Source organism: Micromonospora sp. NPDC002389 (genome assembly GCF_040296095.1).
GTDB lineage: Bacteria > Actinomycetota > Actinomycetes > Mycobacteriales > Micromonosporaceae > Micromonospora.
Genome location: NZ_JBEOWP010000009.1, coordinates 104,604 through 118,270, shown reverse-complemented (window position 1 = coordinate 118,270; position 13,667 = coordinate 104,604). Strand labels below are relative to the sequence as shown.

The window sequence follows — 13,667 nt, the reverse complement described above, 5'->3', positions numbered from 1 at the left end:
GTCAGGGGGAGGTGGGGGTGGGTTCCCCCGCGACCGCCTCATCGACCGTCGGATAGGTGTGCAGTACCTCGACCAGGCCGCTCACCTCGAGGATGCGCAACACACCCCGTTGTGGTGCGGCCAGCCGGACCACTCCGCCGGCCTCGTCGGAGCTGTTCTTCGCGCGGACGAACACCGACAGACCGGTGGAGTCGCAGAACGAGACCTCCGACAGATCGAACACGAGGCGGCTGCGCCCCTTGTCGAGCAGGTCGGTGATCTGGTCCTGAAGTTGTGGTGCGGTGGCCATGTCCAGCTCACCCGCGACCGACACCACGACCACGTCACCGCGTTGCTCCGTGTGCACCGTCAGGGACATATGCCAGACCTCCTGTTTATCGGAGGAACGGTATCCCACCCAGGGGCTGGTACGCAGAACGGGAGCACGATGAGGTGTCCACCGTCATTCCCTTGCTTTGCGACAAGTAGTTTGCGGGTCTGCGGTGATAGAGTCCGGCCGGTCCAGGTCTAGGGGGTAGTGCGATGGCGTTGAGCGCTGACGAGAGTGGCCGCTTGGCCGACCTGCTCACCAGTCAGGCCGGACAGATCACCCAGCGGTGGACCGAGGTTGTCGCCGCGCAGCTACGTGGTCGGCTCAGCCAGGCCGAACTGGTCCGGCACGTGCAGGAACTGCACCGGGCGCTGGTGGACGCGCTCGGCAAGGGCGTGGGCGACCTCGCCGCCGAGGAGGCCACCGAGCTGCGGGCTGTGCTCGCCGAGGTGTCCCGTGGGCAGGCTCGGCAGGGGTTCACCGCCACCGAGACCGCCACCGGTGTGTTCGCCCTCAAGGAGGCCCTGCTGGCGGTCATGCAGACCGACCAGGGCGCCGGCAACCTGCGCGACTTCGTCGCCTTCTCGGCACTTGTCGACCAGATGGGCCTGTTCACCTTCGAGACCTTCGTCCGCACCCGCGAGAGCCTGATCGCCGACCAGGCAGAGCAACTGCTCGAGCTGTCCACCCCGGTGGTCAAGCTCTGGGAGGGTGTGGTGGCGGTGCCGCTGGTCGGCACGCTCGACTCGGCCCGGGCGCAGGTGGTGATGGAGCGGCTGCTGCAGACCCTGGTCGACACCGGCTCGCCGTACGCGATCATCGACATCACCGGCGTACCGGCGGTGGACACCCAGGTCGCCCAGCACATCCTGAAGACCGTGGTGGCGGCCCGGCTGATGGGCGCCGACTGCATCATCTCCGGCATCCGGCCGCAGATCGCGCAGACCATCGTCGCGCTCGGCATCGAGTTCGGTGACATCGCCACCAAAGCGAGCCTCGCCGACGCGCTGCGGCACGTACTGCGACTCACCGGCGTCGAGGCGAACCGACGCCACCGCCGGGAGGCGTGATGGAGCGGGTGCCGATCCTCAAGATCGGCGACATCCTGCTGGTCTCCATCCAGGTGGACATGTCCGATCAGACGGCGATGGCCCTCCAGGAGGACCTGGCCGAGCGGATCGTCGCCACCGGCTGTCACGGTGTGATCATCGACATCACCGCGCTGGACATCGTCGACTCCTTCGTCGGCCGGATGCTCTCCACCATCGCCTCCATCTCCCGGGTGCTGGACGCCGAGACGGTGGTGGTCGGGATGCGTCCGGCGGTCGCCATCACCCTGGTCGAGCTGGGCCTGTCGCTCAACGGCATCCGGACCGCCCTGAACGTCGAGCGCGGGATGGAACTCATCGCGGCCGACCGCGCCGACGACTTCCACGACGACGAGTTCCACGACCGGCCGGATCCCGAGCAGACGGCGTCGCCATGACCAGCGGCGTCGACCTGGGGCGTCCCCAGGCGCAGACGGTCGGCAGCGACGAGGACGTGGTACGCGTCCGGCAACTGGTGCGTACCGTGGCGGTGGCGGTCAAGCTGTCGCTTGTCGACCAGACCAAGGTGGTCACCGCAGCCAGCGAACTGGCCCGGAACACACTGGTGTACGGCGGCGGCGGGACGGTCGAGGTGGCCGCCGTCGACAACGGCCGCAGGTCCGGCATCACGATCGTCTTCGCGGACGACGGTCCGGGCATCACCGACCTGGACCTCGCGCTGACCGACGGTTACACCACCGGTGGTGGTCTCGGTCTCGGCCTCAGCGGCGCCCGGCGGCTGGTGGACGAGTTCGACATCCAGACCGCGCCGGGGCAGGGCACCCGGATCACGATCACCAAGTGGTCCCGGTGACCGCCGCACCGGTCTCCGACCGGGGCACCTGGTACCGCGTGGAGAACGGCAGCGCCGGCAGTGCGGTGCGGCGGGCGGCCGAACGCCTGGGGGATCAACTGGCGCTGTCCGAGGGCCGGATCGCCGACCTGGCCATCGTCGCCGCCGAGTTGACCAGCAATCTGATCAAGCACGCCGACGACGGCGTACTGCTGCTCCGGCCGGTACGCCGCGAGCTGGACGCCGGTGTCGAGCTGATCGCCCTGGACTCCGGGCCCGGCATGGCCGACCTGGCGCACTCCGCCCGGGACGGCCACTCCACCACCGGCACCCTCGGCATCGGCCTGGGCGCGATAGTGCGGCAGGCGAGCTGGTTCGACGCGTACTCCTGGCCCGGGCGGGGCACCGTCATCGCGGTACGCGTGTTCGACGGCGCGGACACCGACCATTCCTGGGCCGGCGGGCTGACCCGACCGCTGACCGGCGAGACGGTCAGCGGGGACGGTTACGCGTGGCGGATCGTCGGCGATCGCCGACAGGTGCTGGTCACCGACGGTCTCGGGCACGGCCCGCTGGCCGCGGCGGCCACCGACGCCGCGCTCGCCGCGTTCCGCGACGCCCCGGCCGCCGCCCCGGCCGAGGTGGTCGGGCACCTGCACCGGGCGCTGTCGCACACCCGTGGCGCGGCTCTCGCGGTGGCCGAGCCGGATCCGGCGGGCGGCGTGCTGCGGTACGCCGGGCTGGGCAACATCAACGGTCTGCTCACCGATGCGGACGGCCGGCGGCGTGGCCTGGTCTCGCTGCCCGGCATCGCCGGGCACCAGCGGCCCGTGATCCGGCAGTACGACTACCCGTTCGGCCCGGACAGCCTGCTGGTGATGCACTCCGACGGGGTGGTGGACCGCTGGCGCTGGGAGGAATACCCCGGTCTCACCGGGCGGTCGCCGCTGGTGATCGCCGCCACCCTGCTGCGGGACGCCGGCATCCGGCGCGACGACGCCGGGGTGTTGGTGGCGAGGTCCTGGTCATGAGCGCCGTCTCGCTGTGGCAGATGGCGCTGCGGGTCGAACAGGACATCTTCATGGTCCGCCAGCGTGGCCGTGAGGTCGCCGGCGCGGTCGGCCTGGAGCACCAGGACCAGGTCCGGATCGCCACCGCGATCAGCGAGGTAGCCCGCGACCTGCTCCGGGCGGTCGGCGGGGCGGACGTGGTCTTCGCCGTCGCCGACACCGTGGACGGCCGTCATCACCTGCGTGTCGACCTCGCCCCGGTGGCGCCGCTGCCGGCCGGACGCTACCAGCCCGAATCGACCGCGGTGGCGCGCCTGGTGGACACGCTCGGCATGGTTGCCGAGGAGCAAGTTACGGTCGTGAGGATGTCGCGACGGATCCCGGCCACCGCGCAGGCGCTCACCCCCGAGCGCCTCGCCCGGTTGCGCTCCCGGCTCGCCAAGAGCACGCCGGGCACCGCGGAGGAGGAACTCGCCACCCAGAACACGCAGCTCATCACCGCCCTCGACGAGGTACGCAGCCAGCGCGACGAGCTGGCCCGACTCAACGAGGAACTGGAACAGACCAACCGTGGCGTGATGGCGCTGTACCACCAGCTCACCGACGAGCTGGAGGCGACCAACCGGGGCGTGGTGGCGCTCTACGCGGAGCTGGACGGGAAGTCGGCGCAGTTGCGGGCCGCGAGCGAGTCCAAGACGCGGTTCCTGGCGAACGTCAGCCACGAGCTACGGGCCCCGGTCACCGCGGTCATCGGGCTGGCCCGGCTGCTTGGCGACTCGGCCTCCGACCCGCTCACCGACGACCAGGAGCGCCAGGTCGGCCTGATCCGTGACTCCGCCTCGGATCTGCTGTCCCTGGTCAACGAACTGCTCGACCTGGCGAAGGTGGAGTCCGGTCGGATCGAGCCGGCCATCGCGGAGGTGGACCTCAAGGCCCTCTTCGGGCAGTTGCGGGGCACCCTGCGGGCGCTGCCCACCGCCGGTGACGTGACGCTGGTGGTGGAGGAGCCGCCGGCACCGGCCACCGTGCGGACCGACGAGGTGCTGCTCGCCCAGGTGCTGCGCAACCTGCTGCACAACGGGTTGAAGTTCACCTCCCAGGGCGAGGTGCGACTGCGCACCGAGCGGCACGACGGCGGCTGGCGACTGTCCGTCGCGGACACCGGGTCGGGCATCCCCGCAGAGCTGCACGAGCGGGTGTTCGAGGAGTTCTACCAGGCGCCCGGCCCGACCCGGACCGGCGGCACCGGCCTCGGCCTGCCGTACGCCCGGCGGTTGGTGACCCTGCTCGGCGGCACCCTCGACCTGGCCAGCGAGCCCGGCCGGGGCAGCACCTTCACGGTGTCGCTGCCGGCGGACGGAGCCTGACGTGGACGGCGCGGCGACAGTGCTGGTGGTCGACGACAGTCGGACCAAGCGCTACCTGCTGGTGAGCTGGCTCAGCCGGGCCGGTTTCACTGTGCTGGAAGCCGAGACTGGCGGCGAGGCGTTGCGCCGCGTCGGGGTGGAGCCGGTCGACCTGGTGGTGCTCGACGTCCGGCTGCCGGACATGAGCGGCTTCGAGGTCTGCGAGCAGCTCAAGTCGGCGCATCCGGCGCTACCGGTGATCCACGTGTCCGCGCACGCGATCGACGCGACCGACCGCACCCAGGGGCTGACCCGGGGGGCGGACGCCTACCTCGCCGAGCCGATCGAGCCGGACGAACTGGTCGCCACCGCCCACGCGGTGCTGCGCTACTACCAGGCGCGGCAACGGGCCGAACTGCTCGCCGAGCGGCTCACGTTGCTGGCCGACACCACCCTGGCGGTGCACTCCGCGCCGAACTTCGCCCGGCTGCTGGAGGCGGCGGCCATGGGTGCCGCCGAGATCTTCAAGAGTCCGGCCGCGGTGGTCGGCGAGACCTTCGACGGTGACTGCCTGGCCGGGGTCTCCACCGGTCCCGGTGCCGCAGGGGGCATCGTGCCCTGGGTGGTCGACGACACCGGGGTACCGACCGGCACCGTCGTCTCGGTGCAGGACCCCGCCGGTTGGGCGCTCACCGACTGGACGACCGGCGACACGGTCACGGTGGCCGCCGCCCGGCTGCGCGAGGACCGCGCGCCGATCTACGTCGTGGTTCCCACCGCCACCCAGACCGCCCGTACGCCGGTGCTGGTGCAGCTCGCCCAGGCGATCGCGTCGGCGGTGGAGGCGCAGCGCTCCTTCGACGAGGAGCACCGCATCGCGGTGACCCTGCAACGCAGCCTGCTGCCGCGCCGCATCCCCGAGATCGCCGGGCTCGACCTGGCCGTCCGCTATGAACCGGCCAGCGCCCGGACCGAGGTGGGCGGCGACTTCTACGAGCTGGTGATGCTCGACGGCCATCTGCTGCTGGCCATCGGCGACGTGGCGGGTCACTCGCTGCACGCGGCGACGGTCATGGCCGAGCTGCGGCACGCGGTGCGGGCGTACGCGGTGGAGGGCCACCAGCCGGGCGAGATCCTGCACCGGGTCAACGAGCTGATGCGAACGCTGCTGCCCAACGAGCTGGCGACCATCTGCGTACTGCTGCTGGACCCGTCCACCGGACACGTCCGGCTGGCCAGTGCCGGGCACCTGCCGCCGTTGATGAACCAGGACGGCAAGGTCGAGTACGTGCAGCACTCCGCGCCGCTGCTCGGCGTACGCGCTCCCCGCCCGGCCGACCTGGAGTTCGTCCTGCCGCCCGGCGCGACGATGGTCTTCTACACCGACGGGCTGATCGAACGGCGGGACGTCACCATCGACGACGGATTGGCCGCCCTGTCGGTCAGCGCGTCCCGGGTGGACGACGACCTGGACCGCTTCTGCGAGCGCCTGCTCGTCGAACTCGCCCCGCACGAGATCCAGGACGACGTCGCCGTCGTCGTCCTCCGCCGCCGCTGAACGACGGCGGGGCCCACGGCGGTGCACGCCGCAGGCCCTCCAGTCGTGGTCGCGTCGGCGTCAGCGGGTCTTGACCAGGAAGGCGTACCCGAGCCCTTCGAGCCGTCCCAGTTTGCGTCGTGGCCTCGTCCTGCCGAACCCGTCAGAGCCGCCAAGATCCACACAACATCCCTGATGTTGTTGCTTCGAGTGGGCTGCGAGACAGCAATATCCCTGATGTTGTGGTCTCGCACGTGACTCCGGCTCTCCAGGGACACACACCGCTGCCGCGCACGAGCTATCTCCGAACCGGCCAAGCGAAGGCGCACCACCCACGCCGCGGCCGCCCACGCTGTACGTCTACCCCTGCTCGTCGTCGTCCACCTGGCGCGGCTGCCGGTACTGGCGGATGTATTCCTCGACGTCTGCGCGCAGCCAGATCTTGCCGACCGACAGGACCTGATACGGCTGCGGGAAGTTTGGATGCGCGGCGATCTGGCGGAAGCGGGATCGGCCCACGCCGAGCATCGCCAGGATCTCGCCAGCGGCCACCAGAGGCCCAGGCCCACGGTCCTTGCCCATGCCAAGGAAGGTAGGCGCACGATTGCCTGCCAATAGGATCGCGCATGAATGGGTACGCCTTTAGAGGCGCGCCAACATTGACAGGGGGGTGGATGTTGGGTTGGGATGGGGGTAGGCCCCTCGGCTGCTGGAGGCCGAGCCCGGCGGCCGAGGGCTTGCCGCCCGTCGCACCCCCGGGAGGAGCCCCGAATGAGGCAACGGCACGCCCCCGTCAAGCCCCTCTGGTTCTGTGCCGCCTGCGCGCACGGCTGGCCGTGTACGCAGGCCCGAGTCGAGCTGGCGGCCGACTACGGCCCTGGTCGACTGCTCGCGCTGGACATGGCCGATCTGCTCACGGAGGCGACCGCCGACCTGACCCGGCTCGGCGCGCCACCCGAACCGCTGTATTTCTACGTCCGGTTCCTCGGCTGGATCCGCAAGTCGACCCGATGACCGATCCCGTCGCCGAGCCAGGCAGTCCCCTTGGGGATCTCGGTACCAAATCGCCCCTCAAGGGGGCCGTCTCGCACCAAGATCCCCTGGCGGGCCTTGGTCGGCGCGAGTGGCGACGCGGTCAGTGTCGCCGTGCAGGGTGCCGAGCGCGGTCCTGGTCGGCGTACGCGCCGGGAGAGACACCGGTGACGGCGGTGAAGTCGCGGATCAGGTGTGCCTGGTCGCTGTAGCCGAGTTCGGCGGCGAGGGCGGCCCAGTCGGGTGTGCTGCCGGCCGCCCGCTCGATCGCCTCGTGCAGCCGGTAGCGGCGGATCATCCACTTCGGACCGACGCCGATCTGGCTGAGGAAGAGGCGTTGCAGTCGGCGGACCGAGAGACCGTTGTCGCGGGCGAACCCGTCGACCCGCCGTACGTTCCGGTCGGTCCGAATCGCCTCGGCCAGCCGCATCACCTCGTCGGTGACCGGGGCGGGCCGGGGTTGCCAGCCGGTCAGCAGGTCGTCCAGGGCGCGGCAGCGGGCGGCATCCGTACCGGCGCAGATCGCCGGGCTCGGTGCGGCGGCCGGCGGCCAGTGGTCGGCCAGGTCCGCGAACGACCGGCGTCGGCCCGTCAACTCCACCATCGGGCGACGCCAGAACGGGTGGAAGCCGCCCGGCCGGAACTGGATGCCGCAGACCTGTCCGGTGCCGGCGAGTGTGGTCGAGAAGAGGCCCAGGCCGGGGCCGGCCACCTCGGCGCGTTCCGGGCCGTCACCCTCGCGCGCGAACACCACGTTGACCGCCGGGTGCGCCACCACCCGCTGCTCGAACGGCTCGGTCAGAGCCCAGTCGACCAGCCAGTAGTGCTCGACCCAGGGCTGTAGCGGTGCGGCGGGCAGGTGCCGACGGAACCGGACCCGCCGCATCAGCCCGGCCGGTTCGAGAATGCCCCGGCTGTCCCCGCGCAGCTGTCGCATTTCTTCAAGACCACCCTCATACGCTGCCCATATGGCGACTCAGACTAGCGATCTCCTGGCGCTGGCGGCGCCGCGTACGGTGGCGGTGGTGCGGGCGGTCCGGGACGACCAACTGCACCTGCCGACGCCCTGCCGGGACTACGCCGTCCGCGATCTGCTCAACCATCTGTACGACGTCGTGGTGGCCTTCCAGGCGCTCGCCGCCCGGCAGCCGGTCACCTTCGCGGACAAGCCCGATCACCTGAGCGAGGGCTGGCGGGACCGATTCGAGGCGGAGACCCGTCGACTGGTCGCGGCCTGGTCGGACCCGGCCAGCGAGGAGGGCGTCTCGCCGGGGATGGGGATGCCGCAGCCGGTGGTCGGTGGCATGGCGCTGCTCGACCTCACCGTGCACGGTTGGGACCTGGCGGTCGCCACCGGCCGGCCGTATGAGGCGGCCCCGGAGGCGCTACCGGTGTTGCGCGAGTTGGTCGCACAGCTCGGCGCACAGGGCCGCCAGATGGGTGTCTTCGCCGAGGAGGTGACCACCGACCCTGCCCTGCCGGAGCTGTCCCGGCTGCTCGGCGCGACCGGACGGGACTCGGCGTGGAGCGCTTGACGGGTACTATTCGCTGAGTGAATAGTGGGCGTCGTGTCCACGTCGCACGTTCTGCTCGGGCTGCTCGCCACCGGCACCATGCACGGGTACGAGCTAAAGCGCGCGTACGACGAGCGGTTGCCGCAGGCCCGCCCGTTGGCGTTCGGGCAGGTCTACGCGACGTTGAACCGGCTGCTCCGGGACGGCCTGGTGGTCCCGGCGGGACAGGAACGCCTCGCCGGGCCGGACCGCACCGCCTACGCGTTGACCGACGAGGGACGGGCGGCACTGGACCAGTGGTTGGGCACCGTCGAGCCACCCATGCCGCACGTCAACAGCGCGCTCTTCGCCAAGGTGGTGGTGGCGCTGCTGGACGCCGACGCGGACCGGGCCCGGAGTTACCTCGTCGCGCAGCGGCGGGCCCACACCGATCGGCTCCGCGAGCTGACCGCGCTCAAGACGGCACCGGAGGCCACCGTCGACGACGTCGTGGCAGCCGACTACGCCATCGCCCATCTCGACGCCGACCTGCGCTGGCTGCGCACCACCCTGGAGCGGGTCGCCGACTGGCACCGGGAGGTGCACTCGTGACGCAACTTCAGGCACGCGCGCTGGTCAAGTCGTACGGGCCGACACCCGCCCTGCGGGGCCTCACCATCGACGTCGCCGAGGGCGAGATCGTCGCGGTGACCGGGCCGAGCGGCTGCGGCAAGTCCACCCTGCTGCACTGCCTGGCGGGCATCCTGCGGCCCGACGCCGGTGAGGTGACCTGGCGCGGTCACCGGATCGACAGCTGGTCCGAGGCGGCCCGGTCGCGCCTGCGGCGTACCGAGTTCGGGGTGTTGTTCCAGTTCGGTCAGCTCGTCCCGGAGCTGACGGCGGCGGAGAACGTCGCGCTTCCGCTGCTGCTCGCCGGCACGGGGCGGCGAGCAGCGCGGACGGCGGCGCTCACCTGGCTCGACCGGTTGGGCGTGGTGGACTGCGCCGACGTGCGGCCGGGTGAGATGTCCGGCGGCCAGCAACAGCGCTGCGCTACCGCCCGCGCCCTGGTCACCGAGCCACGGGTGCTCTTCGCCGACGAGCCGACCGGGGCGCTGGACTCGCTCACCGGCGAGCAGGTGCTCACCGCACTCGTCCGGCTCACCCGCGAGCAGGGCACGGCGGTGGTGCTGGTGACCCACGAGCCCCGGATCGCCGCGTACGCCGACCGCGAGATCGTGATGCGCGACGGCGTGATCGACCACACCGGCCTGGGACTGGACGCACCACTGACCGGCGGCGCACGGTGAGACCGGGGACGTCGGCCCGGCTGGCCCTGGCCGGCAACCGCACCGACGCCGCCCGGGTGGTCCTGACCGCGCTGAGCGCCACCCTGGCCGCGCTCGCCGGGCTGGCGGCGATGACGGTGCTGGCCATCGAGAAGCCGCCCGGCCACGACTGGGAGCAGTCCCAGCAGTACGCGAACGCGCTGCTGCGCGAGCCGGGGCTGCGCGGCGGCACCGCCTTCGCGTTGCTGCTGCTGGCCGTACCCGTGCTGGCCTTGGCCGGGCAGAGTGCGCGGCTCGGCGCCCCGGCACGGGACCGCCGCCTGGCCGCCCTGCGCCTGGCCGGCGCGACCCCCGGCCAGGTCACCCGGGTCGCGATGCTGGAGACCGGCCTCGCCGCGCTGGTCGGGACGCTGGTCGGACTGGCGGTGTACCTCGGCGCGCGGGAGCTGCTGCACCGTCCGGACGCCCACGGTCAGCTCGCCCTGCCCACCGACGTCCTGCCCTCCGTGCCGGCGATCGCGGCGGTGACGCTGGGACTGCCGGTGCTCGCGGCGGCGGGCACCGCGCTGCTGCTGCGCCGGGTCACCACCACGCCGTTGGGCGTGTTCCGGCGGGCCGGCCGGACCCGGTCACCCCGGCCCTGGCCGGCGCTGCTGATCGGCGGTGGGCTGCTGGGGGCCGCGTTGGCCGAACCGCTGCGGAAGGCGTTCGAAGGCGTCGGCACAGACTGGATCGCGATCGTCTTCACCCTCGGTCTCTTCGGCGTCGTGACGGGGGTGGTGCTCGGCACCGGATGGCTGTCGTACGCCGCCGGGCGGCTGCTGCACCGACTCGCCCGAGGACCGGCGACACTGCTGGCCGCCCGCCGGTTGACCGACGACCCGTGGAGCAGCAGCCGGACCTTCGCGGCGCTGCTGGCCAGCGTTCTCATCGGTGCCGGTGCGGCGGGGTTCCGTGCCTACTTCCAGCTCATGCAGCGGATCGAACGGGAGGAGAACCAGGCGGCCGGATTCGGCGGCCCGGTCAGCGACGATCGGTCTTTCTATCTGAACACCATGGACCTGATCGACCTGGCCGTCCTCGTGGCGGTCGCCATCGCCACGGCGGGTCTGCTGGTCACGCTGGTGGAGGGCATCGTCTCCCGTCGTCGGGCGTACGCCGCGCTGGTGGCCACCGGGGTGCCCCGGGCCACCATCGGCACCTCGATCCTCATCCAGGTGCTGGCACCGGTGGTGCCGGCCGTGTTGCTCGCGGTCGGCGTCGGGTACGCGATCGGGCGACTGTTCACCGGCGACGTGGTCAGCGGCGGCTACACCCAGGAGGTGTGCCGGGCCGCTGTGGAGCTGTGCCAGGATCCGGCCACCCGCCCGTACCACGTCGAGTTCGTCGCGCTCGAACGCGTGATGCGCACGCCGGACGTACCGCTCGAACAGCTCGCCCTGGTCGGTGGCGGCGCGCTGCTCGCGGTGCTGGTCACGGTCGGGCTGGGGATGCTGTTCCTGCGGGCCAACACGGCGATGGAGGAACTGCGCGCCACCTGAGACGCGGGCGGCCAGGTGGTGCCGGCGTCCTAGGCACTTCCGCCTTGCCTGGCGGGGTGACATCTGCCATTCTCACTCTCCCACCGGTGATGATCACCCGGTCGGTCCATGGGGGACAGAATGCTTACCCGCTCGCGCTCAATTCGACGGATCGTGGCGCTGCTGACCGTGACGGCACTCAGCGCCGTCGGTGCCGCCGTACCGATGTCCGCGCCGGCCCTCGCGGCCGACGCCAACCTGCAATCCGAGCAGAGCACACGTCCACCGGCGGTGAGTTCGTCCGCGTATCCGGTCTACTACAACCCACCCAACCTCGACTACAACGTCGGGGTGGCAGGCCGGTTCACGTTCCTCTCGTGGCGCACCGACACGGTGGGGTTCGCCTGGCGGCTCGGTGAGGACGGTCCCTCCGGCACCGTCCCGGTCGCCGCACGCCAGGGAAGCGCGTCGATCACCCCGGACCGCGCGGGCAGGCAGACGCTGTACGTCCGGGACGTGATCGCCGACGGTACGCCACTGGCCGAGACGGCCTACACGTTCGATGTGGACAACGGTCCACGGCTCGCCGATCCGGGCGAGGACGGGACGAAACTGGTGGTCGGCGAATCACGCACGGTACGCCTGCGGCCGGGGGCGCCGGATGTGGTGTCCTACACGTACGAGTTGCGCGACACGCGGATGCAGACGCTCGGCGCGGGTAGTGTGGCCGCGCGCCCGGACGGGACCGCGGATCTCACCTGGACGGCCGCGCACCACGAGATCAGATCCCTGCTGGTCCAGAGTGTGAGCGCCGACGGGACGATCTCCGCGTCCCGCCGCATCGGGTACAGCGTCGACGGTGCGACGCCGACCGTGTCGCGTACCCCCGGCGTGGGCTGGGTGGAACCCGCCACCTTCACCGTTCGTACCCGGATGGCGAACCCGGTCGAGTACGTGGTCACCGTCAACTCCGACGCGGCGAGCCGCCAGACCCTGACGCCCGGGGCCGACGGCAGCGCCACCTTCCAGCTCCTGCCCACCGTCAAGGGCACCCACTTCATCACCGTCTATGCCCGGGACGCCGCCGGTGTGCAGACGAGTACCGCCACTCACCTCTGGTCGGTCTCCAACCGCCCCCCGGTCACCTCGACCGGGTTCCCGGCCGACGGCGTCGGCCGGGTGTGGCCCGGCTCCTTCACCTTCACCGCCGGTATGCCGGGTACGACCGCGTTCCGTTACCGGATCAACGAAGGTCTGGTGACCACCCTCCCGGCCGGTCCGGACGGAACGGCCACCCTCTCCTGGACGCCACCCGGGGTCGGCGACTACGAACTGCTCGCCTGGAGTGCGACGGCGGCAGGCGCCACCTCGTCGGTCACCGAACACCGGTTCCGGATCGCGCACCGCCCGGTCTCCCTCAGCTACGTGGATCCTCCCTCGGTGGTCACCGGCGGAGTGCACACGCTGGAGCTGACGGGCTTCGACCTGCAGAAGGACGACGTCGTCGAGGTCACGCCGGCCGGTGGGAAGCCGGTGCGGGCGCAGGTCCACCAGGTGAACGGGCAGCGTGTACGGATGTTGGCCTCCGTAGACCTGGCCGGTGCGGCCACCGGCCCCGCGACGGTGACGCTGACCCCGCACGACGAGCTCGGGTACTCGGTGACGATGCCGGTCACGCTGCAGATCACCGCTCCGCCCCCGCCGAAGGCGACGAAGCCGCCGACGATCACCGGAACGGTCGCCGTGGGCAGCGTCGTGAAGGCCGGCACCGGGACCTGGACGCCCAGCCCGACGTCGTACCGGTACCAGTGGGCGGCGAACGGCGTCGCGATCAAGGGTGCCACCGGTGCATCGTTCACCATCCCCGCCGCCCTGCGCGGAAAGAAGCTCACGGTCACCGTGACGGCGGTCCGGGCCGGTCACCCCAACGGCACGGCCACCTCGAAGTCCACCGTCGCGATCGCCAAGGGCAAGGCGCCCAAGGCGACGAAGAAGCCCCGGGTCACCGGTACGGCCAAGGTCGGCCGGAAGGTGACCGCCTCCGTCGGCACCTGGTCACCGAAGGCGGATTCCTACCGCTACGAGTGGCGGCTGAACGGAAAGGTGATCAAGGGTAAGACGGGCAAGACGTTGAAGCTGACGTCCTCGATGCGCAACAAGAAACTCACCGTCACCGTGATCGCCCGCAAGACGGGGTACGCGGACGGCAAGTCCACCAGCGCGGCGGTCACCGTACGCCGCTGACGCCC

Annotated in this window: 15 protein-coding genes; 12 read left to right on the top strand and 3 right to left on the bottom strand. The window is 71.3% G+C overall.

Annotated elements, in window-relative coordinates; all coding sequences use genetic code 11:
- Position 1: 1 nt before the first annotated feature.
- Positions 2-358, bottom strand: coding sequence for an STAS domain-containing protein (locus ABT008_RS18765; protein WP_350697496.1), 357 nt, complete (start codon positions 356-358; stop codon positions 2-4).
- A gap of 164 nt (positions 359-522) precedes the next feature.
- Here ABT008_RS18765 and ABT008_RS18760 point away from each other — a divergent pair, with 164 nt between their 5' ends.
- From ABT008_RS18760 to ABT008_RS18735, 6 genes are read left to right on the top strand one after another with little or no spacing between them, the layout of a single operon-like run.
- The gene (locus tag ABT008_RS18760; RefSeq protein ID WP_350697495.1) at positions 523-1,380 is read left to right on the top strand and encodes an STAS domain-containing protein; all 858 of its coding nucleotides are present in this window, start codon (positions 523-525) and stop codon (positions 1,378-1,380) included.
- On the top strand, positions 1,380-1,796 hold the full coding sequence (locus tag ABT008_RS18755; RefSeq protein ID WP_350697494.1) for an STAS domain-containing protein: 417 nt from the start codon (positions 1,380-1,382) through the stop codon (positions 1,794-1,796). Before ABT008_RS18760 ends, ABT008_RS18755 begins: the two co-directional genes overlap by 1 nt.
- Complete coding sequence (locus ABT008_RS18750) at positions 1,793-2,212, top strand: ATP-binding protein (protein ID WP_350697493.1); 420 nt, start codon at positions 1,793-1,795, stop codon at positions 2,210-2,212. The genes ABT008_RS18755 and ABT008_RS18750 overlap by 4 nt, the downstream gene beginning before the upstream one ends.
- Positions 2,200-3,222, top strand: coding sequence for a SpoIIE family protein phosphatase (locus ABT008_RS18745; RefSeq protein WP_350697492.1), 1,023 nt, complete (start codon positions 2,200-2,202; stop codon positions 3,220-3,222). Before ABT008_RS18750 ends, ABT008_RS18745 begins: the two co-directional genes overlap by 13 nt.
- Complete coding sequence (locus ABT008_RS18740) at positions 3,219-4,568, top strand: ATP-binding protein (protein ID WP_350697491.1); 1,350 nt, start codon at positions 3,219-3,221, stop codon at positions 4,566-4,568. The genes ABT008_RS18745 and ABT008_RS18740 overlap by 4 nt, the downstream gene beginning before the upstream one ends.
- 1 nt (position 4,569) lies before the next feature.
- On the top strand, positions 4,570-6,105 hold the full coding sequence (locus ABT008_RS18735) for a SpoIIE family protein phosphatase (protein WP_350697490.1): 1,536 nt from the start codon (positions 4,570-4,572) through the stop codon (positions 6,103-6,105).
- 339 nt (positions 6,106-6,444) lie between these two features.
- On the opposite strand, the gene ABT008_RS18730 is transcribed toward ABT008_RS18735, so the two are convergent.
- Positions 6,445-6,666 (bottom strand): helix-turn-helix transcriptional regulator, encoded by a 222-nt coding sequence (locus ABT008_RS18730; RefSeq protein WP_350697489.1) that lies wholly within the window; start codon positions 6,664-6,666, stop codon positions 6,445-6,447.
- A gap of 189 nt (positions 6,667-6,855) precedes the next feature.
- Here ABT008_RS18730 and ABT008_RS18725 point away from each other — a divergent pair, with 189 nt between their 5' ends.
- The gene (locus ABT008_RS18725; RefSeq protein ID WP_350697488.1) at positions 6,856-7,098 is read left to right on the top strand and encodes a flavin reductase; all 243 of its coding nucleotides are present in this window, start codon (positions 6,856-6,858) and stop codon (positions 7,096-7,098) included.
- 121 nt (positions 7,099-7,219) lie between these two features.
- On the opposite strand, the gene ABT008_RS18720 is transcribed toward ABT008_RS18725, so the two are convergent.
- Entirely contained in the window at positions 7,220-8,053 is an 834-nt protein-coding gene (locus tag ABT008_RS18720; RefSeq protein ID WP_350697487.1) for a DUF6597 domain-containing transcriptional factor, read from the bottom strand.
- Between the two features lie 31 nt (positions 8,054-8,084).
- On the opposite strand from ABT008_RS18720, the gene ABT008_RS18715 reads away from it, so the two are divergent.
- The 5 genes from ABT008_RS18715 to ABT008_RS18695 all read left to right on the top strand — a co-directional run bounded on the left by ABT008_RS18715 (position 8,085) and on the right by ABT008_RS18695 (position 13,662).
- Positions 8,085-8,651: a TIGR03086 family metal-binding protein gene (locus ABT008_RS18715; RefSeq protein WP_350697486.1), complete on the top strand. Its 567-nt coding sequence runs from the start codon at positions 8,085-8,087 to the stop codon at positions 8,649-8,651.
- Between the two features lie 33 nt (positions 8,652-8,684).
- Entirely contained in the window at positions 8,685-9,221 is a 537-nt protein-coding gene (locus tag ABT008_RS18710) for a PadR family transcriptional regulator (protein ID WP_350697485.1), read from the top strand.
- Positions 9,218-9,919 carry an ABC transporter ATP-binding protein gene (locus ABT008_RS18705; RefSeq protein ID WP_350697484.1) on the top strand — a complete coding sequence of 234 codons (702 nt, stop codon included), beginning with the start codon at positions 9,218-9,220 and terminating at the stop codon, positions 9,917-9,919. Before ABT008_RS18710 ends, ABT008_RS18705 begins: the two co-directional genes overlap by 4 nt.
- Positions 9,916-11,439 (top strand): FtsX-like permease family protein, encoded by a 1,524-nt coding sequence (locus ABT008_RS18700; RefSeq protein WP_350697483.1) that lies wholly within the window; start codon positions 9,916-9,918, stop codon positions 11,437-11,439. Before ABT008_RS18705 ends, ABT008_RS18700 begins: the two co-directional genes overlap by 4 nt.
- Positions 11,440-11,592: 153 nt before the next feature.
- On the top strand, positions 11,593-13,662 hold the full coding sequence (locus tag ABT008_RS18695; RefSeq protein ID WP_350697482.1) for a hypothetical protein: 2,070 nt from the start codon (positions 11,593-11,595) through the stop codon (positions 13,660-13,662).
- Positions 13,663-13,667 lie beyond the last annotated feature (5 nt).

Bases quoted from the DNA above. Each gene is read 5' to 3' on its own strand.
- ABT008_RS18725 (WP_350697488.1), top strand. From the start codon at position 6,856: ATGAGGCAACGGCACGCCCCCGTCAAGCCCCTCTGGTTCTGTGCCGCC.
- ABT008_RS18765 (WP_350697496.1), bottom strand. From the start codon at position 358: ATGTCCCTGACGGTGCACACGGAGCAACGCGGTGACGTGGTCGTGGTG.
- ABT008_RS18720 (WP_350697487.1), bottom strand. From the start codon at position 8,053: ATGCGACAGCTGCGCGGGGACAGCCGGGGCATTCTCGAACCGGCCGGG.
- ABT008_RS18755 (WP_350697494.1), top strand. From the start codon at position 1,380: ATGGAGCGGGTGCCGATCCTCAAGATCGGCGACATCCTGCTGGTCTCC.
- ABT008_RS18750 (WP_350697493.1), top strand. From the start codon at position 1,793: ATGACCAGCGGCGTCGACCTGGGGCGTCCCCAGGCGCAGACGGTCGGC.
- ABT008_RS18715 (WP_350697486.1), top strand. From the start codon at position 8,085: ATGGCGACTCAGACTAGCGATCTCCTGGCGCTGGCGGCGCCGCGTACG.
- ABT008_RS18740 (WP_350697491.1), top strand. From the start codon at position 3,219: ATGAGCGCCGTCTCGCTGTGGCAGATGGCGCTGCGGGTCGAACAGGAC.
- ABT008_RS18730 (WP_350697489.1), bottom strand. From the start codon at position 6,666: ATGGGCAAGGACCGTGGGCCTGGGCCTCTGGTGGCCGCTGGCGAGATC.
- ABT008_RS18760 (WP_350697495.1), top strand. From the start codon at position 523: ATGGCGTTGAGCGCTGACGAGAGTGGCCGCTTGGCCGACCTGCTCACC.